We start from the raw sequence: 25,208 nt of genomic DNA, 5'->3' as shown, positions 1-25,208 counted from the left end.
CCAGCCGGGTCCCGCGGGTGTGAGCTACCGAGCGGAGACCTCGTGCACCAGGGCGGTGAGCCGGGTGAGAATCTCCGGATCGGTCTCCGGCATCACGCCGTGACCGAGGTTGAACACGTGACCGGGGGCCGCCTGCCCCTGCGCCAGGACCCGCCGGGCCTCCCGCTCGACCACGTCCCAGCCGGCGAACAGGATCGCCGGGTCCAGGTTGCCCTGCACCGGCTTGTCCGGCCCGATGCGCTTGGTGGCCACGTCCAGCGGGGTGCGCCAGTCGACCCCGACCACGTCCGCGCCGGCCTCGCCCATGGCCTCCAGCAGCACGCCCGTACCCACCCCGAAGTGGATCCGGGGCACCCCGGCGTCGTCCAGGCCGCGCAGCACGCTCGCCGAGTGCGGCATCACGAACTCGCGGTAGTCGGCCTCGGAGAGCGCGCCCGCCCACGAGTCGAACAGCTGGACGGCGCTGACCCCGGCGTCGATCTGCGTGCGCAGGAACGCGAGGGTGATCCCGGCCAGGCGGGACAGCAGCGCGTGCCAGAGCTGCGGATCGCCGTACATCATCGCCTTGGTCTTGAGATAGGTCCGCGAGGGACCGCCCTCGATCAGGTAGCTGGCCAGGGTGAACGGCGCCCCGGCGAAACCGATCAGCGGGGTGGCCCCGAGCTCGGCGACCAGCAGCCGGACCGACTGCGCGACATAGTCCACGTCGTCCGCGGTGATCGGCCGCAGGCGCTCCAGATCCTTCTCGGTGCGGATCGGGTCGGCCACGACCGGGCCGGTGCCGGGCACGATGTCCAGGTCGACGCCGGCCGCGGCGATCGGCACCACGATGTCGCTGTACAGGATCGCCGCGTCCACGTTGTGCCGGCGGACCGGCTGCAGGGTGATCTCGGTGACCAGATCGGGCCGGCGGCACGACTCCAGCATGGCGATGCCCTCGCGAACCTTCCGGTACTCCGGCAGCGACCGCCCGGCCTGCCGCATGAACCAGACCGGCGTGTGCGAACCGGGCAACCCCCGGCACGCGCGGACGAAAGCGGAATCCTCGAGAACCGTCACCGGGTCATCGTGCCACGTGAGTGAAGAGCCTCCGGCGGCGCGGCGACGGCGGCCGGGGCGTAGATCGGCATACTCTTCCCCCATGGCGTCCCCCTCCGCTGTTCCCGACACGTTCACCCGTGCGGTGGCCGCGTTGCGCGCGGACTCGCCCCGGCCGGAGATCCTGCTCGAGGAGATCGCCGCGCCGCAGCGGCTCGCGCCGTACTCGTTCGCGCTCAGCGCAACCGTCCTCCGATCCGGCGACGAGGTGGCCAGCGGCCGTCTCATCCTCCTGCACGACCCGGCCGGGCACGACGCCTGGCGCGGCGACCTGCGGCTGGTCACCCTGGTCACCGCCGAACTCGAACCCGACCTGGCCACCGACCCGCTGCTCCCGGCGGTCGCCTGGACCTGGCTGACCGACGCCCTGGAACAGTTCTCGGCGTCCTACACGGCGATCGGCGGCACGGTCACCGAGACCGCGTCGACCCGCTTCGGCGAACTCGCCGGCCCGGCCCCCACGGCCGACCTGGAGGTCCGCGCCTCCTGGACCCCGACCTCGGACGACCTCGCCGCCCACCTCTGCGGCTGGTGCGCCATGCTGGCCTCCACCGCCGGCCTGCCCCCACCCGGCGTCGCCTCCCTGGCCGACCGCCACCGGGCCCCGGCTTCCTGACGAAAAAACCCCTTCGGCAGTACGTCCTAGCAACCCCCCAACCGCAATCCCCCAGCCCCTGGTCCGATCACGCGAGCTCGTCCCGGTGCCGGGCCGCCCGGCGACCACCGGCGAAAGTGGATGGCCCGCAAGGTCGTCCCGGGTCCGGGCCCCGGCCGCGTCTCCCGCCGGCCGGCTGGCACTGAGGGCTGTTCCGAGGGCCCCGATACGACCGTGAGCACCAGCCGAGGGCCGGCGGCGCGGCTGGGGGCGGGAACGCCGGAGCCCCGCGCGAGATACGCACGGGGCTCGGGCCGGGTGGGCGACTCGCGGGCTTCAGCAGACCTTGAAGGTGTCGCAGGCCGTGGTGATGGTGATGGCGAGGCCGATGCCCTCGGCGTCGCGGGCCTTGGCGGTGGCCAGGCCGACGACCTGCTTGGAGGCGTTGACCACCGGGCCGCCGGAGTTGCCCGGGTTGATCGGCGCGTCGAACTGGATCGTCGGGCCGTCGGCGTCGTCCTCGCGGTAGGCGCTGATCGCGCCGACCGTGACCGTGTCGTCGAGGCCGAGCGGGGCGCCGACGACGACCACCTGCTGACCGGGTTTGACCGTGCCGGTGAAGACGGCCAGCGGCTTGATCGTCTTCTTGGCGACGAGCAGGGCCAGGTCCTTGCCCTCGTCCACCTTGACGATCGTCGCGTTGATCTTGGTGGTGCCGCGTTCCAGGGTGACCGCCTTGTTGCCGGCCTTCCAGATGGACTCGACGACGTGGAAGTTCGTGAACAGGTTGGCCGTGCCGCCCGCGGCCTTGGTCCCGACCGAGAACGCGGTGCCGGTGAAGTCGCCCGCACGCACCCGGAAGACGCTGGGCAGCGTCGCCGAGGAGATCGACTCCGGGTCGAAGACGTTGGTGAGCTGCTTCTCCAGGTCGGCGCTGCGGTCCTTCTCGTTGGTCACGGCCGAGGCCAGGTCGTTGCTGCTCTTGATCACGCTCTCGATGCGGTACGCCTGCCAGCCGATGACCGCGAGCAGCACCACGACCAGCCCGAGAATGATCGGCTTGGCGCGACCCGGACGGTTCGCCCGGACGGCCGGCGGCGCGGACGCCTCGTAGGCCGGGGCGGAGTACGCCGGGGCCGTGTAGGCCGGCGCGCTGTAGGACTGGGCCGCGAACTGCTGCGACGGCTGGTCCGACCAGCGCGGAGCCGGCTCCGGGTCCTGCCAGGCGGGCGCGGCCGGCTGCTCCCAGGACCGCTGCTGCGGAGCCGGTTGCGCCGCCCACGGATCCTCGGCCCGCGCATAACGGTCGTCGTAGCGCGTGTCGTAGCGCTCCTCCTCCCGCGGGTAACGCTCCTCCTGCGAGGCGTAACGCTCATCCTGCCGCGAGGCGTAGCGGTCCCGGCGCGGTTCGGGTGAACCGGCTGGGGTGAAGGGCTCGTAGGTGGCGGTCATCCGCACGGCCTCCCGGTGTCTCGGCGTGGCACCCGGATATACGGAGCGAACCGCGCAATGGTTGAACCCGGAACCTGTGCTTCCGCTATGAGATCCGGACCGGAAGTCGATCGAGAAATCGGCGCGCCGGGACCCGGCTGCGCACGGCAAGGGTGTGACCCCCGTACGGTTACGGAGTGACCGACGAAACACCCCTGCGCCGTCGGGACACGCCAGAGCCAGCAGGGGACGGACCGCACGAAGTGCCGCCCGACCCGAGTTCTGGCGGTTCCGAGGCTGTTCCCCTGACCGCGCCCCGCGACGGCACCCCCGCCCCGGTGGAGACCTCGGCCGAGCTGGCCGAGGTCGTGGCCCGGCTGGCCGCCGGCACCGGCCCCGTCGCCGTGGACGCCGAGCGTGCCTCCGGCTACCGCTACACCCAGCGGGCCTACCTGGTGCAATTGCGCCGGGCGGGCTCCGGCACGGTGCTGCTCGACCCCCTCCCGCTGGACGACCTGCGCACCCTGGACACGGCCCTGGCCGACACCGAGTGGGTGCTGCACGCCGCCAGCCAGGACCTGCCCTGCCTGGCCGAGCTCGGGATGAAACCGCGCCGGCTGTTCGACACCGAGCTGGCCGCGCGGCTGGCCGGGTTCGAGCGGGTCGGTCTGGCCGCGCTCACCGAGAGCCTGCTCGGCTTCTCCCTGGAGAAGCACCACTCGGCGGCCGACTGGTCGACCCGGCCGCTGCCGGAGTCCTGGCTGACGTACGCGGCGCTGGACGTGGAACTGCTCACCGACCTGCGTGACCTGCTGGCGACCGAGCTGGACCGGCAGGGCAAGGCGGCCTGGGCGGCGGAGGAGTTCGCCGCGCTGGTGGCCGGCGCCGACCGGCCGCCCCGGGTCCGCGCCGACCCGTGGCGCCGCACGTCCGGCATCCACCGGGTGCGCGGGGCGCGGGCGCAGGGCCGGGTGCGCGCGCTCTGGTACGCGCGGGACGGTGTCGCCGCCCGCCGGGACTCGGCGCCGGGCCGGGTGCTGCCCGACTCGGCGATCGTGGCCGCGGCCGAGGCCGACCCGAAGGACGAGCGGACCCTGCTGGCCATTCCCGGGTTCGGGGGGCGCTCGGTGCGCCGCCTGGCCAAGATCTGGCTGGACGCGTTGGACCAGGCGCGGGCCCTGCCGGACGACGCGCTGCCGGTGAACCAGCCGGTCGAGGGGCCGCCCCCGCCGCACCGCTGGGCCGAACGCGACCCGATCGCGGCGGCCCGCCTGGCTCGTTGCCGGGCGGTCGTGGTCGGCACCGCCGAGACGCATCGGCTGCCCCCGGAGAACCTGATCAGCCCGGACTACATCCGGCGACTGGCCTGGTCCCCGCCGGATGACGTCAGCGCGCAGACGGTCAGCGACACTCTGCGTGGTTTCGGGGCCCGCAACTGGCAGGTCAGCCTGATCGCCAACCAGCTGGCCGCAGTCTTACCCTCCCCGCTCACCGACTGAACGGGGTTTGACCGCAACCACCCACGGACGTCGCCGTTTCGGGCTGAGCGTTCTGGGCGCGCCAGCGCCCTGCTCAGACCGGAACGGTCCCCGCGGGAGCGACGATCGGGACCACGGCGGACGTAGGCAAAAAGGCCCTTGATCTTGGGTTTCTTGATCTGCTGGGGCGTCCGCGGAAACAGCGCTGTGACATTTCGGCCAGGGCATGGCGGGCGCTAGTTACCGGCGAGTAGCATTCTCCACACATTTGGGTTCACGCCCGCAAGGAGGCTTGCTGTGCCCCGTGAAGTACGCGAGGTCGTCTTCGTCGACGGCGTCCGCACCCCGTTCGGCAAGGCGGGCGGCATGTATGCCGAGACCCGCGCCGACGACCTGGTGATCCGCTGCATCCGAGAGCTGATCAAGCGCAACCCGCAGCTCCCGACGGACCGGGTGGACGAGGTCGCGATCGCGGCCACCACCCAGATCGGCGACCAGGGCCTGACCATCGGCCGGACCGCGGCCCTGCTGGCCGGCCTGCCCAAGACGGTGCCGGGCTACGCCATCGACCGGATGTGCGCCGGCGCGCTGACCGCGGTGACCAACGTCGCCGGCGGCATCGCGATGGGGGCGTATGACCTGGCCATCGCCGGTGGCGTCGAGCACATGGGCCGCCACCCGATGGGCGAGGGCGTCGACCCGAACCCGCGGATCCTGACCGAGAAGCTGGTCGACCCGTCGGCCCTGGTCATGGGCTCCACGGCGGAGAACCTGCACGACCGGCTGCCGCACATCACCAAGGAGCGCACCGACCGCTTCGGGCTGAACTCGCAGCTCAAGACGGCCAAGGCGTATGCCGACGGCAAGCTCCAGCCGGACCTGGTCCCGGTCGCGATCCGCAGCGCCGAGCTGGGCTGGGGCCTGGCCACGGTCGACGAGGCGCCCCGCGAGACCTCGATGGAGAAGCTCGCGACGCTGAAGACCCCGTTCCGCCCGCACGGCCGGGTCACCGCGGGCAACGCGGCCGGCCTGAACGACGGCGCCACCGCGGCCCTGCTGGCCGACGAGGCCACCGCCCGTGAGCTGGGCCTGCCGGTCGCCATGCGGCTGGTGTCGTTCGCCTACGCGGGTGTCGAGCCGGAGATCATGGGCTACGGCCCGATCCCGTCGACCGAGAAGGCGCTGAAGAAGGCCGGCCTGACCATCGACGACATCGGCCTGTTCGAGCTGAACGAGGCCTTCGCCGTGCAGGTGCTGGCGCTGCTGGACCACTACGGCATCGCCGACGACGACCCGCGGGTCAACCCGTGGGGCGGCGCGATCGCCATCGGCCACCCGCTCGCCTCCTCCGGCGTGCGCCTGATGACGCAGCTCGCGCGGCACTTCGCCGAGCACCCCGAGGTGCGGTACGGCCTCAACGCCATGTGCATCGGTATCGGCATGGGTGGCACCGTGATCTGGGAGAACCCGAACTGGGAAGGCTTCGCGAAGTGATCGAGAACCCGAACGAGGTCGTGACCAAGGCGCTGGTGCGCGCCGTCCGGGTCCCCGGTCTGGACAAGCCGGTCGCCCTGATCACCCTGGACAACGGCTTCGACCACAAGAAGCCGAACAGCTTCGGCCCGGCCGGTCTGAAGTCGCTGGACGAGGCGATCACCGCGGCGACCGCGGCCGACCCGGCGTTCATCGCGATCACCGGTAAGCCGTACATCTTCTGCGTCGGCGCCGACATCACCGGTATGCCGCTGCTCTCCACCCGGGAGCAGGCGGTCGAGCTGGGCGAGCTGGGCCACCGGGTCTTCGCCCGCCTGAAGAACAGCACCATCCCGACGTTCGCGTTCGTCAACGGCGCGGCGCTCGGCGGCGGCCTCGAGGTCGCGCTGCACTGCCACTACCGCACGGTCTCGACCGGTGCCGCCGCGCTCGGCCTGCCCGAGGTCGCGATCGGCCTGATCCCCGGCTGGGGCGGCTCCCAGCTGCTGCCGAACCTGATCGGCATCCCCGGCGCGGCCCAGGTCATCCTGCAGAACCCGCTGACCCAGAAGGTGCTGCGCCCGAAGCAGGCCAAGGAGCTGGGCGTCGCCGACGCGCTGTTCGAGGCGGCCGACTTCCTGGAGGACTCGCTGGCCTGGGCGGCCGGGGTCGTCAAGGGCGACGTCACGGTCGAACGGCCGGAGATCGACCGGGACATGTGGGACGGCGTGCTCTGGTTCGCCAAGAACCAGCTGGACGAGAAGCTGCACGGCGCCGTCCCCTCGGCCAACAAGGCCCTGGAGCTGCTGGCCCTGGCCAAGGACGCGTCGTTCGAGGACGGCACCGCGGCCGAGACCGAGGCGCTGGCCGACCTGATCATGGGCGACGAGGCGCGGGCCAGCCTGTACGCGTTCGACCTGGTGCAGCGCCGGGCCAAGCGTCCGGTCGGCGTGCCCGACCAGTCGCTGGCCCGCAAGGTCACCAAGGTCGGCATCGTCGGCGCCGGTCTGATGGCGTCCCAGCTGGCCCTGCTCTTCCTGCGCCGCCTGCAGGTCCCGGTCGTGCTGACCGACCTGGACCAGGAGCGGGTCGACAAAGGCGTGGCCTACGTGACCGGCGAGATCGACAAGCTGGTCGGCAAGCGCCGCCTGGACGAGGGCACCGCGGCCAAGCTGCGCGGCCTGATCAGCGGCTCGGTCGACAAGTCGGTCTTCGCCGACGCCGACTTCGTGATCGAGGCCGTCTTCGAGAACCTCGACCTGAAGAAGCAGATCTGGGCCGACTTCGAGAAGATCGTGAAGCCGGAGGCGATCCTCGCCACCAACACCAGCTCGCTGTCGATCACCGACATGGCGGCCGACCTGGAGCACCCCGAGCGGGTGGTCGGCTTCCACTTCTTCAACCCGGTCGCCGTCCTCCCCCTGCTGGAGATCATCAAGGGCGAGAAGACCGACGACGCCACGCTGGCCACCGCGTTCGCGGTCGGCAAGGAGCTGAAGAAGTCCTCGGTGCTGGTCAAGGACGCCCCGGCGTTCGTGGTCAACCGGGTGCTGACCCGCTTCACCAGCGAGGTGTTCAAGGCGATCGACGCCGGCACCCCGCTCGACGTGGTGAACGAGGCGTTCGACCCGATGGGTCTGCCGATGCGCCCGATCGCGCTGCTGCAGCTGGTCGGCCCGGCGGTGGCCTACCACGTGGGCGAGACGCTGCACCGGGCGTTCCCGGAGCGGTACGTGGACAGCCCGAACCTCAAGCGCATCGTCGACGCCGGCCTGCCCCTGCTGGTCGACGACGAGATCAACGCCGAGGTCGTAAAGCTGCTCGAGGTCGGCGACACCGTGCTCACCGGCGACCAGGTGCGGGCGGCGGCCCTCGCGGCGCTGGCCGAGGAGATCCGCATCATGCTCGACGAGGGCGTGGTCGCGGAGGCGCAGGACATCGACCTGTGCATGATCCTCGGGGCGGGCTACCCGTTCCACCTGGGTGGCGTGACGCCGTACCTGGACCGCAGCGGCATCGCCGAGCAGGTCACCGGCAAGCGTTTCCTGCCCTCGGGTCTGGCGAACGTACGCCGCTCCTGAGCGTGATTCCAGCGACGCCCTCACCCGTCATCCGGGTGGGGGCGTCGCTTTTTGTCATACCGCGCGGATAGGCTGCGGCGCGTTACCCCTGATCCTGGAGTCCGTCGATGTCGCAAGACCCGTACTCGGGCCCGCCCTACCCCGGCGTGCCGAATCCCAACGTGCCCGGGCCCGATCCGGCGCAACCCTTCCCTCCGGCCCAGCCCTTCCCGCCGGCCTACGGCCAGCCCGGACAGCCGGCCTATGGGCAGCCGTCGGCCCCGCCTGCCTACGGTCAGCCGCCGGGCTACGTGCCGCCGCAGCCCGACGGCTATCCGCAGCAGCCGGCCTATGGTCAGCCCGCCTACGGCCAGCCGGTCTTCCCGCAGCAGCCGCAGTTCGCGCCGATCCCGCCGGGGCCGCCGAAGAAGTCGTGGACCCTCCCGATCGTCCTGGTCTCGGTCGCCATCGTGATCGTGCTCTGCATCGGCGGTCTGGCCGTGGTCGGCATGGTCTACGGCGACGACCAGGCCAAGGACACCGCGCAGAGCTCCACCAGCGCCGACCCGGGCAGCGGCCCGGCCGAGAGCACCACCGCGCCGAAGACCGCCGACATCACCGTCGTCGAGCCGAAGACGCTGAACGGCCGGCCGAAACTGGACACCGCCGCGTTCGCCGAGGTCACCAAGACCATGGAGGACGGCCTGCTGACCTCCTACCCGGGGGCGACGAAGTCGTTCGGCGCGTTCTACGGCACCCCGGCCAAGAAGAACATGGTGATGGCGATCGCGGTCGCCGCCCCGATCCCCAACCCGGCGCTGGAGCTGGACAAGAACTTCACCAACGCGGCCCTGACCGGCCTCGCGGTGGACGACGTGGCCCCGGTCGACACCGGCACGCTGGGCGGCTCGGCCAAGTGCGGCAACAGCGAGTCGTCCGGCATCGACCTGGCCGTCTGCGTCTGGGCCGACGAGGGCAGTGTCGGCATGCTGGTGTGGTACTACTCCTCGGCCACCAAGGCGAAGGCGGAGTTCCCGAAGGTGCGGGCCGAGATGGAGCAGATCAAGTAACGCCCGGGCTCTAGGTTCGCGGGACGCTGGCGGTCGCGGCCACCACGGGAGTGGTGTCCGCGGCCGGCAGCGAGACCGTGACCTCCAGCCCGCCGTCGGCCAGCGCGATCGCCGAGACCGTGCCGCCGTGCGCGTCGCACACCGCCCGGACGATCGACAGCCCCAGCCCGGAGCCGCGCGACCCGGTCCGTTCCCAGCCGCCCCGGCGGAACGGCTCGAACAGCCCCGGCACCTCGGACTGCTCGACCTCGTGCCCGGTGTTGCCGACGATCAGCCGCGCCTGCCCGTCCACCGACGTGGTGCGCAGCCACAGCCGCCCGAGCAGGTGGTTGTAGCGGATCGCGTTCTCGATCAGGTTGCCGGCCAGCCGGTCGAGCAGGCTCGGGTCGCCGACCACCGGGGCCGCGGCCAGATCCGTGGTGATCTCCAGCCGCATCCGCTCGGCCTCGTCCTTGACCGCCGACAGCGCGTTGTAGGCGCTCGTCGCCAGGTCGGCCGGCACCTTGCGGACCAGCCGCCGGCCGGACTGCGCCTCCGAGCGGGCCAGCACCAGCAGCGCGTCGACCAGCCCGTTCGCGCGGCTCGACGCGTCGCGCACGACCCGGGCCATCCGCCGGTACTCGGCCAGGTCGGCCTCGGGGTCGCTGAGCGTGACGTCGATCTCGGTGCGCATCACCGCGAGCGGGGTGCGCAGCTCGTGCGAGGCGTTGGCGACGAACCGTTTCTGCGACTCGAACGCCTCGGCCAGCCGGTCCAGCATGGCGTCGAACGTCCGGGCCAGCTCGGCCACCTCGTCGTCGGCCCCCGCGTACCGGATCCGCTGGTCCAGCGTCTCCTCACCCAGCCGCTGGGCGGTCTGCGTGACCGTGTGCAACGGGCGCAGTGCCCGGCGGGTCACCAGGTAACCCCCGGCGATGCCGATGATGCCGATCGCCACCAGCGCGCTCAGGCCCTTGACGAGCAGCTGATCGGAGGCGGCGTCGATGGTCCGGGTCTGCCAGGCGCGCGCCTCGCGGACACTGCCGTCGTTCAGGGTGACGGTTGAGCCGGGCCGCAGCTCGTCGGCCGGGTGCAGCGACTCGTCGACCAGCAGCCAGGCCAGTACGACCAGGACGGCGCCGGCGGCGACGAGCAGGATCCCGTTCAGCAGGGTGAGCCGCAACCGCAGGGTGGGTCGCGCCAGCCGGCGCAGCACACCCGGCCGCCGGGCCGGCTGCTGGCCCTGTCCCTGGTAGACGGTCAATTGTTCACGACCCGGTAGCCCGCGCCGACGACCGTCTCGATCAGCGGCGGGTCCCCGAGCTTCTTCCGCAGGGTCATCACGGTGACCCGGACGGTGGTGGTGAACGGGTCGGTGTTCGCGTCCCAGACCCGCTCCAGCAGCTCCTCGCTGGAGACCACGGCGCCGCTGGCCTTGAGCAGCACCTCCAGCACCCCGAACTCCTTGTTGGTGAGATCCACCGGGGACTCGCCGCGGGTCACCGCGCGGCGGCCGGGGTCGAGCACCAGGTTCCCCACGCTGAAGACCGGCGGGGCGGGCGGCGTGGCCCGCCGGCCCAGCGCCTGCACCCGGGCCACCAGCTCGTCGAAGGCGAACGGCTTGGGCAGGTAGTCGTCGGCGCCCAGCTGCAGGCCCTCGACCCGGTCGGCGACCGAGGCGCTGGCGGTGAGCATCAGCACCCGGGTCAGCGCGCCGGACTCGACCAGGGCGGCGCAGATCTCGTCGCCGTGCATGCCGGGCAGGTCGCGGTCGAGCACGACCACGTCGTAGCGGGTGACGTAGGCCATCTCGTGGCCCTCCAGGCCGTCGTAGGCCACGTCGACCGCCATCCCGTGCCGCCGCAGCCCCCGGGCGATCGCGTCGGCCATCGTCCGCTCGTCCTCCACCACCAGCACGCGCATCGCAGACCTCCGTACCCCGCCGCCCGGCCCCGGCGGCCGTAGCTGAAGGCTACCGAAGCCGCCAAACCCCGACGTTCGCATCGATCTTGCGGCAGACCAGCACGTCGTCGGCGATCAGGCACTCGTCGGTGACCCCGTCGGCCGCGAGGAGCGGCCGGACCCGCAGCCGGGCCGGATCCAGGAGGCCGAACCACAGCCGGCCGCCGTCCTCCTTGTGCCGTACGTAGAAGTCCTCGCTCGTCGCGGCGGCCAGGGTCCAGCCGTCGAGCTGCCCGGCGTCCCGGCCGGTGACCGGATCGGATCGCCGGATCCGGGGCTCCGAGGTGGTCTCCTCGATCGCGAACAGGTAGCCGCTCATCCACAGCGAGTACTCCGCGTGCTCGACCGACCACTTGTCGGCCAGCGTGGCCGGGTCGATGCCGGTCAGGCCGCCGCCCGCGGCGTACGCGCAGATCAGCTCCCCGCAGGGGTACCCGTCCAGGTACGCGGCCAGGCTGTGGACGGTGTGCGCGGACGGGGTCAGTCCGGCCGCGGTGCTGAAGATCGTGGTGCCGGTCGCGTCGCTGCTGACCAGGAGCCGGTCGCCGAGCGGCCACAGCGCGGACGTGTCCGGCCGCAGCCCGGGCAGGGGCACCTCGGCCGCCGGCCGGCCGTCCCGCATGTCGTACGAGGTCAGCCGCCCGGCCCGGAGCACGTAGAGCCACCGCGGGTCGCCGCGCAGCGTGTCCGGCAAGGCCCGCTCCCCGGCCGACTTGGTGACGGTCCACGTGGTCGCGCCGGTCGCCAGGTCGACCCCGGTCCACTCGACGGGGCCGTCCGCGTCGTCGCCGACCAGGATGTCCGCCCCGAACACGGCCGGGCCACCGGGCGTGACGCCGACCAGGATCCCGTCCCGCCGCCAGAGCGGCTCGGCCGTGCCCGGCCGGATCGCGATGATGCTCCGCGCGGCCTGCGTGTAGCTGCGCTCCTCGACGAGCAGCAGGTCGTCGCTGACCGGCCGGACGTCGATGATCTCCCCGGAGACGGTCACGGTCTGGTCGAAGAGCGGCCGGACGTCGGGCAGCGAGTACGCGTGGATGACCTGCTGCCGTTCCGGGGCGCCGACCGGCCGCCCGGCGTCGACCACGAACAGCCGGTTCGCCCGCACCACCACCCGGCCGTCGACCGCGGCCGCAACGATCTTCGGGGGCGCCGGCCGGGTGGCCGTCGCCGCGCCGCCGAGCAGGAACAACAGTCCGGCCGCGACGACCGCGGCCAGCGGCCGGAGGTACTGCCGCCGGGGCCGCGGTGGGATCGCCGCCGGTTCGTCGGGGACTACACCGAGGTCGATCAATACGTCGGGCACACCGAACAAGTTAGATGCGATAGGCCCAGATGCGTAGCCCGCCGGACGACCGGCACACCAGGTACCGACCGTCCGAGTCGCAGTCCCCCGACCCGGTGGTGGCCACCCCGAGCCGGCGGATCTCCGCGTGCCCGGGCACCACCGCCGCGAACGCCTGCCCGCTGCTCTCCCGGCGGCGCAGCACCAGCGGCTCGTCGGCCGCCCCGGCCACGTCCCCGGTCCAGCCGGTCAGGTCGGCCCGGGTCGCCCCGGTCCGCGGGTCGGCCAGCCGCACCGGCTCGTCCGAGGCCGCGTCGGTCTCCAGCACGTACCCCGCGCGGACGGTCAGGTCGACGTCGTCCTTCACCCGCCACCGGGTCAGCCCGGTCACCGGGTCGAGCACGCGCAGGTCACCGTGCCCGCCGTCGCAGAGCACGCCCTGGCAGTCGGCCGGGTCGGCGACCATGTCGGGCACCTTGCGGTTCCACAGCTGCCGCAGCGTGCGGGCGTCGAAGGCGATCTGCCGGCCCGGGCTCTGGTAGCTGATCAGCGCGACGTCGCCGAGCAGCGAACCGCTGGCCGGCCCGTGCCCGGAGAACTGCGGCAGCGGCGTGTCCCGCAGCAGCGTGCCGGTGTCGCCGTCGACCAGGGTGAGCCGCTCCGACGAGGTGATCAGCACGGCCGGGTCCTCGCCGGGCACCCCGTCGACGGTCACCGAGCCGCCCGGCGCGGTCGTCCACAACGTCTTCCCGTCGCTGAGCCGCAGGCCACGGACGTCGGTGCGCAGCGGCGGCTCGGTGTGTGGCTCGCCGCTGGCCGAGAAGTAGAGCGGGCCCGGATCACCGGACTCCTGGTCGTACTCGGTGCCGGGCCGGAACACCCGGTCGACGGTGACACCGATGCCGCTGCCCGGCAGCACGGTCACCGCGATCGGCGAGGACCAGCGGACCCGCCCGGTCGCGGTGTCGACCGCGGTCGTCGCGACCCCGGCGGTCAGCAGGGTCATCTCACCGGCGGCCCGGACCGTCACCGACCCGGCCGGGATCACACTCTTCTCGTCCCCGACCGGCAGCCGGACCTCCCAGAGCCGGACCGGCGGGCTCGCCGGGCTCCACGCGGTCACCACCGGCTCGGAGCCGCCGGTGTCGACCGTGTAGACCTGGCCGTCGACCAGCTCGAAAGGAACGTCCGGGCCCGGCGCCGGGGAGATCGCGCCGAGGTAACGCCAGCCGATGCCGGCCGCGGGCACCGCGCCACCCACGACCGCGAGCAGGAGCACGGCCAGCAGCAGGCCGCCGCGACGATAGGCGGAGATCGGAGGACGCGAGGCCGGCGGCGGGTCGAGGTGGGCTTCGCGGTCCAGCTCGATCAGCGTCACACGACACCCTTTCCCGTACGGGGATCAGCCCGCGCCCGCCGCCTCGTCGTAGGCCCACACCACCAGCTCACCGGTCGTCGACCGGCAGACCAGCCGGCCCGGGGCGGCCTCGCAGTCCCCGGTGTCCTCGGGGAGCAGGGCGATCGGGCGCACGCGGCCGGCGACCTGGTCGGCGACCGCGACCATGGTACGCGCGCCGGCCGGCACCTCCCGGGTGACCAGCAGATCGCCGGAACTGTCGGACCCCGGCATGGGCAGCCAGCCGCGCAGGTCGACCCGCACCCGGCCGGTCGCGCTGTCGACCAGGCCGACCGGGCGGCTGATGTCCGAGTCCGGGTAGGCCAGCAGCGCCGAACCGCGCTCGGTGACGGCCTGCCAGCCGGCCTCGGCCCAGCGCCGGTCCCCGGTCGACGGGTCGACGGCCGACACCCCGTCCTGGCCGAGGAAACAGGCGAGCAGACCGCAGGAGCGGACCTCGTACGTCCCGTCGGCCGGCATGGTCCACAACTCGCGCAGGGTCACCGGGTCGTAGGCCGAGACCTCCATCCCGGACGGCCCGGGATGGCGCAGCAGCACGACCCCACCGGCCACGACCGGGTTCTCCGGGCCGTAGTTGGCCGCCGGCAGCTCCCGGACGTTCATCTGCCGCCCGTCCGACAGGTCGAACAGGCGCGCGGTCCGGTCGTCGCGGACCATGAGCATCCGTGTGCCCGAGTCGGCCGGCCCGGGCACGCCCAGCACCACCGCGGTCGACGGCACCCGGACCTGCCAGCGGGCCTGGCCGGTGCCCGGGTCGAGCACCTCGATCAGGCCCTGGACACGGCGATTGGTGCCGGAGAGGCTGCGGGTCCCGGTCACTGCGAGCAGCGTGTCACTGCCGGTGAAGGTGATCACGCTGCGCGGGTTGTCCCACACCTTGGCCCCGGTGGCCACCGAGATCGCGCTGGTGCTGTCCGAGGCGCCGGTGGTGGTCCACGGCTGCATCAGCACCAGGCCCTCGCCGATGCGCAGCCGGTAGACCGGGGTGGACTGGCCGGCCTGCCAGCGCAGCGTGCCGGTGCCCAGGTCGTACGCGGTGATCAGGCCGTTGGTCTGGGTGAGCAGCCGCCCGGCGCCGGTGATCAGGTACGGATCGGCCGGGCCGAGGGTGATCCGCAGGAGCGCGCTGAAAGGCGGCTTGGCCGGGGCGGCCGACGCCCCCGAGCCGAGCAGCAGCAGGACGACGACCAGGACCGGCGTGAACCAGCGCGGCACCGTCTCCCGCCACGGCCGCTCATAGGCGGCCTCCGAGTCGCCCCGGCCCAGGCCGAGGTCGATGACGAACGCCTCCGCTCCCATCCATCGAATATAACGATGTAGTAACGGAGGCGCTTGTCACAGTTCTGCCAATGTCAGAGGGCGGGTTCCTCCACGGCGGCACCGGCGTCGATGCGGGACACCCACTCGGTCACGTCCCGCGCGATGTCCTGCGCGGTCAGGCCCAGCGAGGTGAGGATCTCGGCCCGGGTGCCGTGCGGGTGGAAACCGGCCGGCACACCGAAGTCGCGCAGCGGCACCGGCACCCCGGCGTCCCGCAGCGCGGCAGCCACCGCGTCACCGACGCCACCGGCGCGGATGCCGTCCTCCAGGGTCACCACCAGGCGGTGCTCGGCGGCCAGGGCGACCAGCTCGGCCGGCACCGGGCGGACCCAGCGCGGGTCGACCACGGTCACGCCGTAACCCTGCTCGGCCAGGCGCTCGGCCGCGTCCAGCCCCAGGCCGACGAACGAGCCGACCCCGACCAGCAGGATGTCCTTCTTCTTGTCCTCACGCAGCACGTCGACCGGGCCGACCCGGCGCAGGGCCGGGGTGTCCGGGGCGACCGAGCCGGTCGGGAACCGCACCACCGTCGGGCCGTCGTCGACCGCGACCGCCTCGCGCAGCTCCTCACGCAGGGTGGCGGCGTCACGCGGGGCGGCCAGCCGCAGCCCGGGGACCGTGCCGAAGACGCTCATGTCCCAGATGCCGTAGTGGCTCGGACCGTCCGGACCGGTGATGCCGGCCCGGTCCAGCACGAACGTGACCGGCAGCTTGTGCATCGCCACATCCAGCAGGACCTGGTCGAAGGCGCGGTTGAGGAACGTGGCGTAGATCGCGGCCACCGGGTGCAGGCCGCCCATCGCCAGGCCGGCGGCGCTGGTGACGGCGTGCTGCTCGGCGATGCCCACGTCATAGGTCCGCTCGGGGTACTTCTTGGCCAGCGCGGCGATGCCGGTCGGCTCGGCCATCGCGGCCGTGATGCCGACGATGTCGGGTCGCTCATCGGCGATCGCCACGAGCTCCTCGGCGAAGATCTTGGTCCACTTCACGGCCGAGGAGGCGACCAGCTTGCCGGTGGCCGCGTCGAACGCGCTCGGGCTGTGCCAGCGGTCGGCCTCGTCCTGCTCGGCCGGGCTGTAGCCGAACCCCTTGCGGGTGACCGCGTGCACGATGACCGGCGCGTTGAAGCCCTTGGCCCGGCGCAGCGCCGACTCCATCGCCTGCTGGTCGTGGCCGTCGACCGGGCCGATGTACTTCAGCCCCAGGTCCTCGAACATCGGCTGCGGGCTGATCGCGTCCTTGATACCGCGCTTGACCGCGTGCAGCACCTCGAAGACCGGCCGGCCGACCACCGGGGTCTGGCCGAGCGCGTCCTTGACCAGGTCGAGCACCTTCTCGTAGCCCGGATTGAGTCGCAGGGTGGAGAGGTGGTCGGCCAGGCCGCCGATCGTCGGCGCGTAGGACCGGCCGTTGTCGTTGACGACGATGACCAGCTTGTTCTTCGTGGCGGCGATGTTGTTGAGCGCCTCCCAGCACATGCCGCCGGTCAGCGCGCCGTCACCGACCACGGCGACCACGTGCCGGTCCTCGCCGCGCAGGGCGAACGCCTTGGCCAGGCCGTCGGCGTAGGAGAGCGCGGTGGAGGCGTGCGAGTTCTCGATCAGGTCGTGCTCGCTCTCGGCCTGGCTCGGGTATCCGGTCAGCCCGCCACGCTGGCGCAGCAGATCGAAGCCCTCCTGCCGGCCGGTGAGAATCTTGTGCACGTACGACTGGTGGCCGGTGTCGAAGAGGATCTTGTCCCGCGGGGAGTCGAAGACCCGGTGCATCGCCAGGGTCACCTCGACCACCCCGAGGTTCGGACCGAGGTGCCCCCCGGTCTTCGACACCTTGGTCACGAGGAAGTCACGGATCTCGGCCGCGAGCAGGGTCAGCTGCTCCGCGGACAGTCGCTTCAGATCACCCGGGGTGGTGATGGTCGTCAGCAGGCCGGCCGGGGTCGAGGGGGAGTCGCTCATGAGGCACGAGTCTATCGGGGTGGCGGGCGGGCGCGACCTGGAGCGAACGGACAGGCCGGAATCCTCCACAGCACCTACACATTCCCCGGTACGGGGGAGGTTTGCGCGCTGACCTGTGACTCAGATCACGAGCGGGAGTACCGTCGATGCATGTCTGTCGATGCCGAGGCCCCGCGGCGCCGGGACCGTAGCCACTTCCTCTACCTCGCCGTGCTCGTCGCGATGGCCCTCGGGATCGCGGTGGGGTTCCTCTTCCCGGACTTCGCGGTCGAGCTGAAACCGCTCGGCACCGGGTTCGTGAACCTGATCCGGATGATGATCGCCCCGGTCATCTTCTGCACGCTCGTGCTCGGCGTCGGCTCGATCCGGCGGGCCGCCCAGGTCGGCCGGGTCGGCGGGCTGGCCCTCGGCTACTTCCTGATCATGTCGACCGTCGCGCTGGCGATCGGGCTGGTGGTCGGCAACATCCTGCACCCCGGCTCCGGCCTGCACCTGAGCCAGGAACTCGCCAAGACCGGCACGGCCCAGGTCAGCAAACAGGCCGAGGGCGGCGTCGACTTCGTCCTCGGGATCATCCCGGACACACTGGTCTCGGCCCTGACCAGCACCCAGGTGCTGCAGACGCTGCTGGTGGCCCTGCTCGTCGGGTTCGCCGTGCAGTCGCTGGGCGACCGGGGCGAACCGGTGATCGCCGCGGTCGCACTGATCCAGCGGGTGGTCTTCAAGATCCTCGCGATGATCATGTGGCTGGCGCCGGTCGGGGCCTTCGGGGCGATGGCCGCCCTGGTCGGGGCGACCGGGTTCGACGCGCTGAAGAGCCTGGCCGCGATCATGGTCGGCTTCTACATCACCTGCGCGATCTTCGTGTTCGTGGTGCTCGGACTGCTGCTCCGGCTGGCCGCCGGGGTGTCGATCTTCCGGCTGCTGCGGTACCTGGCCCGGGAATTCCTGCTGATCCTGTCGACGTCGTCGTCCGAGTCGGCGCTGCCCCGGCTGATCGCCAAGATGGGCCACCTCGGGGTGAGCCGGCCGGTGGTCGGGATCGTGGTGCCGACCGGGTACTCGTTCAACCTGGACGGGACCGCGATCTACCTGACCATGGCGTCGCTGTTCATCGCCGACGCGCTGGACCAGCCGCTCTCGGTCGGGCAGCAGATCGGGCTGCTGCTCTTCATGATCGTGGCGTCCAAAGGGGCGGCCGGGGTCACCGGGGCCGGGCTGGCGACGCTCGCCGGTGGACTGCAGAGCCATCGGCCCGATCTGGTGCCCGGGGTGGGGCTGATCGTGGGCATCGACCGGCTGATGTCCGAGGCCCGGGCCCTGACCAACTTCGCCGGGAACGCGGTCGCGACCGTCCTGGTCGGCACGTGGACCCACGAGATCGATCGGGAACAGGCGGCTCGGGTGCTGGCCGGCGAGGCCCCGTTCGACGAGTCCAGTTTCGACGACGACCCGCACGGCGACCGTGCGGCCGAACCCGCCACGGCCGGCACCCCGGTTTCCGCCCCACCGGCACGCCCGGCCGAGCCCGGCTGACCGGCCTGCTCCCGCTCCCGCCGGACCCGCCCCCGCCCACCGAGCCGGCCGACCCTCGCCCACCGAGCCGGCCAGCCCTCGCCCACCGCGCCGGCCGGCCCCCGCCCGGCGATACCGTCGGGGCATGCCGCTCGGCGATCTCGTCGCGCCCACCCTCGGGGTGGGGTTCGTCATGGCGGGCGCCCTGCTGGTCGTCCGGCTGCTGATGGCTCGGGCCCGGCGGAATCCGGGCGCCCGGCATCACCTCATCCGGTACGACCCCGGCAACCCGGACCTGCTCGTCCCCGGGGCGCTGGGCCGGATGACCCTCAATTTCGGACAGCCGGCGAGCTTCTGGATCCTCGCCGGGATCCTGCTCCTGGTGCTGGTCGCCACCGACGTGACGCTCGCATCCGGTTGGTTGTGATCTTCGGGGTAACCGCAACCACCCGACCACGTCGCCGTTCCGGGCTGAGCGTTCTGGGCGCGCCAGCGCCCTGCTCAGCCCGGAACGGTCCCCGCGGGAGCGACGATCGGGACCACGGCGGACGTAGGCAATGAAGAATTTGATCTTGATTTTCCGGACCCCCGCCGCCTCGCGGATCGGTCGCGTCCGGCATCCTGGAGGGCAAGCAGCGACTGGCGGCTCGGGGATGGTCGAACCATCGGGGAGCTCGTTCACGGGAGTCGACCGCCTGGGCTCCCGGCCAAGGAGCAAAGACATGACCAGCGAAAACAGTGGCGCCCGCCTCCTGCCCGGCGCGCCCGTGGCCGAGGCCGTCCTGGCCGATGTCCGGGAGCGGGTCACCGCGCTGAAGGCCCGGGGCATCCGGCCGAGCCTGGCCACCATCCTGGTCGGCGACGACGACGCCAGCGCCGGGTACATCCGGATCAAGCAGAAGCAGGCCGCCGAGCTGGGCTTCGAGTCGCCGCACGAGCACCTCAGCGGGGACGTCACGCAGGCCGACCTGCTCAAGGTCATCGCCGGGTTCAACGACGACAAGGGCGTGCACGGCGTCCTGATCCAGTACCCGATCCCGGCCCACCTGGACTACGACGCGGCGCTGATGACCCTCGATCCGGACAAGGACGTCGACGGCATGCACCCGCTCAACATGGGCCGGCTCGCCGTCGGGCTGCCCGGGCCGCTGCCGTGCACGCCGGCCGGGATCGAGGCGCTGCTCGCGCACCACGGCATCGAGATCTCCGGCCGGGAGGTGGTCATTCTCGGTCGCGGGGCGACCCTCGGGCGGCCCCTGGCGATGCTGCTGGCGCAGAAGCGGCCGACCGCGAACGCGGCGGTCACCGTGGTGCACACCGGGGTGAAGGACTGGCCGCGGTACACGCAGCGGGCCGAGATCCTGATCGCGGCGGCCGGGGTGCCCGGGATCATCCAGCCGGAGCACGTGAAGCCGGGGGCCACGGTGATCGGGGCCGGGGTCCGGTATGAGGGCCGGCGGCTGCTTCCGGACGTGGACGAGTCGTGCGCGGCCGTCGCGGGGGCGATCACTCCGCGGGTCGGGGGTGTGGGGCCGACCACGGTGGCGATGCTCTTCCGGAACGCGGTGAGCGCCGCGGAGCGGGCCAACCCGTAGTTTCGGCGCGCGGCCGTCCTCGGGTCTCGGGGGCGGCCGTCCTGGGGTTTCGGGGGTGGCCGCGCGTTTCCGATTTCGGCGCGCGGCCACCGCTTTCCCGACATTTCCGAAATGTCGGTCGGGGCGGGCGTCATCACGGTCCGGCCGGGCCGGCTCGGGGCGCTGGACAAACTCGGTCAGCGCTCAGGCGGCTACGCTGAAACCTGACGTTGACGTCAGAGGCAGAGTTTCCCGGGAGGTGTGAATTGCGCATCGGTGATCTCGCGGCGCGGGCCGGCGTCAGCGTCCGCTCGGTTCGCTACTACGAGGAGCAGGGCCTGCTCAGCAGCGTCCGCAGTCCCAGCGGCCAGCGGCACTACACCGAGGAGGAGGTCGACCGGGTCGGCTTCATCCAGCGGCTCTACGCGGCCGGGCTCTCCAGTCGCACCATCGCCGAGCTGCTGCCCTGCGTCGACTCCCCCAGTCTGGAGAATTCCGACGCGGCCATGACCCGGATGCGCGAGGAACGCGATCGCCTTTCCACCCACATCGAAGACCTGATCCGTACGAGGGACGCCCTCGACCACTTGATGTCCGCCGCCGCGGAGTATCGCGACCACTTCTGACCCCACCGCCCGCACCCGGCCGTCGCCCTACAGCCGTGAGCACCAGCCGAACAGGCCGAGCTGGCGTTCAGGGCTGCCCCAGCGCTGTTTTACAGCCCTCAGCACCAGCCAAGCCGGCCGAGCTGGCGCTGAGGGCTGCCTCGGCGCTGTTTTGCGACCCTCAGCACCAGCCGAACGGGCTGAGCTGGCGTTCAGGGCTGCCTCGGCGCTGTTTTACAGCCGTGAGCACCAGCCGAACGGGCTGAGCTGGCGCTCAGAGCGCTGGGAGGAGCAGGGCTACGCACTCCACGTGCTGGGTCATCGGGAAGCAGTCGAAGGCGCGCAACTCCGCCAGCTCCCAGCCCAGCGACCGGAACGTCTTCACGTCCCGCGCCAGGGCCGCCGGGTCGCAGGCCACGTACGCGACCGCGCGCGGCGACGAGGCCACGATCCCGCGCACCACCCGGGCGCCGGCGCCGGCCCGGGGCGGGTCGAGCACGACCAGGTCGACCGGGCCGGTGATCCGGCGGCGGCTCAGGGCCGTCTCGACCGCGGCCTGCACGACCTCGACCTGGGGCAGGTCGGCCAGGTTGGCCCGGGCCGCGGCGACGCCCGGGGTGGAGGACTCGACGACGGTGGTCCGCGCCCCGGTCACCTCGGCGACGGCGGCGGCGAACAGGCCGGCTCCGCCGTACAGGTCCCAGGCGACCTCGCCCGCGGCCGGTCGCAGCATCTCCAGCACGGCGGCGGTCAGGGTCGCCGCGGCCTCGGGATGGACCTGCCAGAAGCCTTCGGGTGCCACCTGCCAGGTGCGGTCGCCGACCGTCTCGGCCACCTCGGCCGGGCCGCTGAGCCGGACGAGTCCGGTGCCGCCGGGCTCGTCGGTCGGGTCGCCGCCGGACGAGCCCGAGGTTCCGGCCGGGCGTTCGAGCGCGACCACGTCACCGCCGCCGGACGCGACGGCCTGGAGTGCCGCCGATTCGGGCCAGGTACGGCTCAGCAGGTCGAGTTCCTGGATGGCCGGGTGCGCGATCAGGCATCGGTCGACCGGGACGACCTGGTGCGACCGGTGCTGGAGCAGGCCGGGGCGGCCGAGCGCGTCGACGGCGTACCGGACCCGGGTGCGCCAGCCCAGCGGGCCGCCGGGGAGGGGCTCCGTCCGTACGAAAACCTTGTCCTGATCTTCTGGGGTGAGCCCGCCCAGACGGCCCAGCTGTTCCCGGACGACCTGGGTCTTCCAGCGCAGCTGGGCCTCGGGCGTGACGTGCTGCAGGTCGCAGCCGCCGCAGCCGCCCGGGTGGGCGAAGCGGCAGGGCGCCTCGACCCGGTCCGGGGACGCCTCGTGGATCTCGACGGCGTCGGCACGCAGGTAGCCACGGTGGCGTTCGGTGATCTCGGCGGTGACGCGTTCGCCGGGGAGGGCGTGCCGGACGAAGATCACCCGCCCGTGTTCGCCGCCGAATCGGGCGACGCAGTGGCCGCCGTGGGCGGGTGCCCCGACGACCAGCTCGATCCGGTCCCCCTCGACGAGATCATCGGCCGGGGACAGCGGGGCGAAGTCGGGAGATGTCATTTCTTGTCGGCGCCTTCCTGATCGGGAACGGGCGCCGGCTCCACCGGATGGAACCGCGGCCCACGAGCCGGCGCCCGGCTCAACCCGCGGTCCAGCCGGTCGAGATCGCGATCCTGGCTGGACCTCAGCTGCCACGGCACGCTGGTCACCATGACTCCGGGCTCGAACAGCAGCCGTCCCTTGATCCGCAGCGCGCTCTGGTTGTGCAGCAGATTCTCCCACCAGCGGCCGACGACGTACTCGGGAACGAAGACCGTGACCACGTCCCGGGGCGACGCCCGGCGCACGCCCTTCACGTAGTCGATGATCGGCTTGGTGATCTCCCGGTACGGCGAGTCGATCACGGTCAGCTGCACGGGCAGCTCGCGGCGCTCCCACTCGGCCTGGATGGCCCGGGTGTCCTTGTCGTCGACGTTCACGGTGACCGCGGTGATCGTGTCCGGCCGGGTCGCCTGGGCGTAGGCGACCGCCCGCAGCGTCGGCTGGTGCACCTTGCTGACCAGGATCACCGCGTGGTTGCGGGACGGCAGCACCGGGCGTTCCTCGGTGGGCTGCAACTCCTCGGCGACCCGCGTGTAGTGCTTGTGGATGGCCAGCATCAGCACGTAGAACAGGATCATCGCGGCGATCGCGATCCAGGCGCCGAGCAGGAACTTGGTGATCAGCACGACGATCAGGACCGCACCGGTCAGCCCCATGCCGAAGGCGTTGATCGCCCGGGAGCGGATCATCCGGCGCCGGCGTTCCGGGTCTCGCTGGATCTTCAGCAGCCGGTTCCAGTGCCGGATCATGCCGCCCTGCGACAGGGTGAACGACACGAACACGCCGACGATGTAGAGCTGGATCAGCCGGGTGGTCTCCGCCCCGAACGCGACGATCAGCACCATCGCGGCCCCGGCCAGGAAGACGATGCCGTTGCTGAAGGCCAGCCGGTCGCCGCGGGTGTGGAACTGGCGCGGCAGATAACGGTCCTGAGCCAGGATCGAGCCGAGCACCGGGAAGCCGTTGAACGCCGTGTTCGCGGCCAGGAACAGGATCAGCGCGGTGATCGCGCCGGTCAGCAGGAAGAGGAACGAGCCCGAGCCGAACACGGTCTGCGCCAGCTGGGCGGTGACCGTCTTCTGCTCGTAGAACCCGGGGTTGGAGACGATCTGGGTGGTCGGGTCCTCGACGTACTGCAGGTGGGTCATCCGGGCCAGCAGGACGATGCCGGCCAGCATCACGATGGCCAGGCCGCCCAGCAGCAACAGTGTGGTCGCGGCGTTCTTGCTCTTGGGCGGCTTGAACGCGGGCACGCCGTTGGAGATCGCCTCGACGCCGGTGAGCGCGGCACACCCGGAGGAGAACGTCCGCAGCAGCAGGAAGACGAAGGCGAAGCTGGTGAGGTGATGCTCCTCGGCCGAGATGACCAGGCCGGCGCTGGGCGCCCGCAGGTCCTGGCCGAGGATGAAGATCCGGAACAGGCCGGTCGCGATCATCCCGAGGATGACGATGATGAAGAGGTACGTCGGGACGGCGAACGCCACCCCGGCCTCGCGCAGCCCGCGAAGGTTGAGCGCGGTCAGCAGGGCGACCGCGGCGATCGCGACCCCGACCCGGTTGTCGGCCACCCAGGGCACGACCGACCCGAGGTTGTTCACCCCGGAGGAGACCGACACCGCGACGGTCAGGATGTAGTCGACCAGCAGCGCGCTGGCCACCCCGAGCCCGGCCCGTGGGCCCAGGTTGACCGTGGCCACCTCGTAGTCGCCACCGCCGGAGGGGTAGGCGTGCACGTTCTGCCGGTAGCTGGCGACCACGGTCACCATCACCACCGCGACCGCGAGCGTCACCCAGGGAGAGATCGCGAAGGCACTGGCCCCCGCGATCGAGAGGGTCAGCAGGATCTCGTCCGGCGCGTAGGCCACGCTGGAGAGAGCGTCGCTCGCGAACACCGGCAGGGCGATCCGCTTGGGCAGCAGCGTGTGCTGCAGCTTGTCCGAGCGGAACGGCCGGCCGAGGAGCAGCCGCTTGGCTAGGGAGGTGGTACTTGCCACGGTTGCCAAGGGTACGGCCGGGCGACTTCAGCCGTTGCCCGCCCCGGACACCGTGCGCCAGAGCGGCATGGGACGCTCATCCCGGGACGGTAGGCGATCGGGGAGGACACAGACCGTGCACGTGGTGATCATGGGGTGTGGCCGGCTCGGATCCACGCTGGCGCAGAGCCTCGACTCGGGCGGTCACCAGGTGGCCGTGATCGATCAGAACGCGGACGCGTTCCGGCGCCTGGGCTCGGACTTCGGCGGCATCACGGTCAACGGGATCGGCTTCGACCGGGACGTGCTGCGTGCCGCCGGCATCGAGCGGGCCGACGCGTTCGCCGCGGTCTCCAGCGGGGACAACTCGAACATCATCTCGGCCCGGCTGGCCCGGGAGACGTTCGGCGTCGCACGCGTGGTCGCCCGGATCTACGACGCCAAACGCGCCCAGGTGTACGAGCGTCTCGGCATCCCGACCATCGCCACCATCCGCTGGGCGGCCGACCGGATGTTCCGCCTCCTCGTGCCCGACTCCCAGAACGAGGTGTTCCGGGACCCGACCAGCGTGGTCAGCATTCTCGAGGTCCCGCTGCACGCCGACTGGGTCGGTCAGCCGGTGAAGTCGCTGGAGGACGGCACCGGCGCCCGGGTGGCCTACCTGTCCCGGTTCGGCATGGGCGCGCTCGCCCAGCCGTCCACCGTGCTGCAGGACGGTGACCAGGTCTTCATGCTGGTCACCGACGAGACCGCGAACAAGGTTCTGGACATCGCCGGGCGCGCCGGGAACGAGGGGCACTGAC

Annotated in this window: 20 protein-coding genes and 1 riboswitch; of the genes, 10 read left to right on the top strand and 10 right to left on the bottom strand. The window is 72.0% G+C overall.

Annotation, left to right across the window (positions count from 1 at the left end):
• Window positions 1–24 precede the first annotated feature (24 nt).
• Window positions 25–1,059: a uroporphyrinogen decarboxylase gene (gene hemE / locus ACSHV8_RS48060; protein ID WP_436527170.1), complete on the bottom strand. Its 1,035-nt coding sequence runs from the start codon at window positions 1,057–1,059 to the stop codon at window positions 25–27.
• An 82-nt stretch (window positions 1,060–1,141) separates the two neighbouring features.
• Here hemE and ACSHV8_RS48055 point away from each other — a divergent pair, with 82 nt between their 5' ends.
• Window positions 1,142–1,714 carry a DUF3000 domain-containing protein gene (locus tag ACSHV8_RS48055; protein ID WP_436527169.1) on the top strand — a complete coding sequence of 191 codons (573 nt, stop codon included), beginning with the start codon at window positions 1,142–1,144 and terminating at the stop codon, window positions 1,712–1,714.
• Window positions 1,715–2,029: 315 nt separating this feature from the next.
• Here the strand turns inward: ACSHV8_RS48055 and ACSHV8_RS48050 are convergent, their stop codons facing one another.
• Complete coding sequence (locus tag ACSHV8_RS48050) at window positions 2,030–3,145, bottom strand: trypsin-like peptidase domain-containing protein (protein ID WP_436527168.1); 1,116 nt, start codon at window positions 3,143–3,145, stop codon at window positions 2,030–2,032.
• Between the two features lie 176 nt (window positions 3,146–3,321).
• Between ACSHV8_RS48050 and ACSHV8_RS48045 the strand changes: the two genes are divergently transcribed.
• The 4 genes from ACSHV8_RS48045 to ACSHV8_RS48030 all read left to right on the top strand — a co-directional run bounded on the left by ACSHV8_RS48045 (window position 3,322) and on the right by ACSHV8_RS48030 (window position 9,205).
• Window positions 3,322–4,623: an HRDC domain-containing protein gene (locus ACSHV8_RS48045; protein WP_436527167.1), complete on the top strand. Its 1,302-nt coding sequence runs from the start codon at window positions 3,322–3,324 to the stop codon at window positions 4,621–4,623.
• 276 nt (window positions 4,624–4,899) lie between these two features.
• On the top strand, window positions 4,900–6,096 hold the full coding sequence (locus ACSHV8_RS48040; RefSeq protein WP_436527166.1) for a thiolase family protein: 1,197 nt from the start codon (window positions 4,900–4,902) through the stop codon (window positions 6,094–6,096).
• Entirely contained in the window at window positions 6,093–8,156 is a 2,064-nt protein-coding gene (locus ACSHV8_RS48035) for a 3-hydroxyacyl-CoA dehydrogenase NAD-binding domain-containing protein (protein WP_436527165.1), read from the top strand. Before ACSHV8_RS48040 ends, ACSHV8_RS48035 begins: the two co-directional genes overlap by 4 nt.
• Window positions 8,157–8,263: 107 nt before the next feature.
• Window positions 8,264–9,205, top strand: coding sequence for a hypothetical protein (locus ACSHV8_RS48030; protein ID WP_436527164.1), 942 nt, complete (start codon window positions 8,264–8,266; stop codon window positions 9,203–9,205).
• Between the two features lie 10 nt (window positions 9,206–9,215).
• Here the strand turns inward: ACSHV8_RS48030 and ACSHV8_RS48025 are convergent, their stop codons facing one another.
• The 6 genes from ACSHV8_RS48025 to dxs are packed head-to-tail and all read right to left on the bottom strand — an operon-like array spanning window position 9,216 to window position 17,123.
• A complete protein-coding gene (locus tag ACSHV8_RS48025; protein WP_436537306.1) occupies window positions 9,216–10,400 on the bottom strand; it encodes a sensor histidine kinase in 1,185 nt (394 codons plus the stop codon).
• Between the two features lie 44 nt (window positions 10,401–10,444).
• Window positions 10,445–11,107, bottom strand: coding sequence for a response regulator transcription factor (locus ACSHV8_RS48020; RefSeq protein WP_436527163.1), 663 nt, complete (start codon window positions 11,105–11,107; stop codon window positions 10,445–10,447).
• Between the two features lie 49 nt (window positions 11,108–11,156).
• The gene (locus tag ACSHV8_RS48015) at window positions 11,157–12,452 is read right to left on the bottom strand and encodes a hypothetical protein (protein ID WP_436527162.1); all 1,296 of its coding nucleotides are present in this window, start codon (window positions 12,450–12,452) and stop codon (window positions 11,157–11,159) included.
• 10 nt (window positions 12,453–12,462) lie between these two features.
• A complete protein-coding gene (locus tag ACSHV8_RS48010; protein ID WP_436527161.1) occupies window positions 12,463–13,809 on the bottom strand; it encodes an outer membrane protein assembly factor BamB family protein in 1,347 nt (448 codons plus the stop codon).
• 24 nt (window positions 13,810–13,833) lie between these two features.
• Window positions 13,834–15,147 (bottom strand): outer membrane protein assembly factor BamB family protein, encoded by a 1,314-nt coding sequence (locus tag ACSHV8_RS48005; RefSeq protein WP_436527160.1) that lies wholly within the window; start codon window positions 15,145–15,147, stop codon window positions 13,834–13,836.
• Between the two features lie 53 nt (window positions 15,148–15,200).
• Window positions 15,201–17,123: a 1-deoxy-D-xylulose-5-phosphate synthase gene (dxs, locus tag ACSHV8_RS48000; RefSeq protein WP_436527159.1), complete on the bottom strand. Its 1,923-nt coding sequence runs from the start codon at window positions 17,121–17,123 to the stop codon at window positions 15,201–15,203.
• A gap of 150 nt (window positions 17,124–17,273) precedes the next feature.
• On the opposite strand from dxs, the gene ACSHV8_RS47995 reads away from it, so the two are divergent.
• The 4 genes from ACSHV8_RS47995 to ACSHV8_RS47980 all read left to right on the top strand — a co-directional run bounded on the left by ACSHV8_RS47995 (window position 17,274) and on the right by ACSHV8_RS47980 (window position 20,838).
• The gene (locus ACSHV8_RS47995) at window positions 17,274–18,659 is read left to right on the top strand and encodes a cation:dicarboxylate symporter family transporter (RefSeq protein WP_436527158.1); all 1,386 of its coding nucleotides are present in this window, start codon (window positions 17,274–17,276) and stop codon (window positions 18,657–18,659) included.
• 124 nt (window positions 18,660–18,783) lie between these two features.
• Window positions 18,784–19,065: a hypothetical protein gene (locus tag ACSHV8_RS47990; protein ID WP_436527157.1), complete on the top strand. Its 282-nt coding sequence runs from the start codon at window positions 18,784–18,786 to the stop codon at window positions 19,063–19,065.
• A 198-nt stretch (window positions 19,066–19,263) separates the two neighbouring features.
• A riboswitch (ZMP/ZTP riboswitch) is annotated at window positions 19,264–19,346 on the top strand.
• A 14-nt stretch (window positions 19,347–19,360) separates the two neighbouring features.
• On the top strand, window positions 19,361–20,233 hold the full coding sequence (locus ACSHV8_RS47985) for a bifunctional 5,10-methylenetetrahydrofolate dehydrogenase/5,10-methenyltetrahydrofolate cyclohydrolase (RefSeq protein ID WP_436527156.1): 873 nt from the start codon (window positions 19,361–19,363) through the stop codon (window positions 20,231–20,233).
• A 245-nt stretch (window positions 20,234–20,478) separates the two neighbouring features.
• A complete protein-coding gene (locus ACSHV8_RS47980; RefSeq protein WP_436527155.1) occupies window positions 20,479–20,838 on the top strand; it encodes a MerR family transcriptional regulator in 360 nt (119 codons plus the stop codon).
• Window positions 20,839–21,091: 253 nt separating this feature from the next.
• On the opposite strand, the gene ACSHV8_RS47975 is transcribed toward ACSHV8_RS47980, so the two are convergent.
• Window positions 21,092–22,390, bottom strand: coding sequence for a class I SAM-dependent RNA methyltransferase (locus ACSHV8_RS47975; protein WP_436527154.1), 1,299 nt, complete (start codon window positions 22,388–22,390; stop codon window positions 21,092–21,094).
• Window positions 22,387–24,426 (bottom strand): APC family permease, encoded by a 2,040-nt coding sequence (locus ACSHV8_RS47970; protein WP_436527153.1) that lies wholly within the window; start codon window positions 24,424–24,426, stop codon window positions 22,387–22,389. The genes ACSHV8_RS47975 and ACSHV8_RS47970 overlap by 4 nt, the downstream gene beginning before the upstream one ends.
• 115 nt (window positions 24,427–24,541) lie before the next feature.
• On the opposite strand from ACSHV8_RS47970, the gene ACSHV8_RS47965 reads away from it, so the two are divergent.
• Window positions 24,542–25,207: a potassium channel family protein gene (locus tag ACSHV8_RS47965; RefSeq protein ID WP_436527152.1), complete on the top strand. Its 666-nt coding sequence runs from the start codon at window positions 24,542–24,544 to the stop codon at window positions 25,205–25,207.
• Window position 25,208: the final 1 nt, after the last annotated feature.

The sequence above is a fragment of the Actinoplanes sp. HUAS TT8 genome (assembly GCF_051380535.1).
Taxonomy (GTDB): Bacteria; Actinomycetota; Actinomycetes; order Mycobacteriales; family Micromonosporaceae; genus Actinoplanes.
Note: the sequence above shows the minus strand (reverse complement) of the source record. Positions and strands in the feature narration are given on the sequence as shown.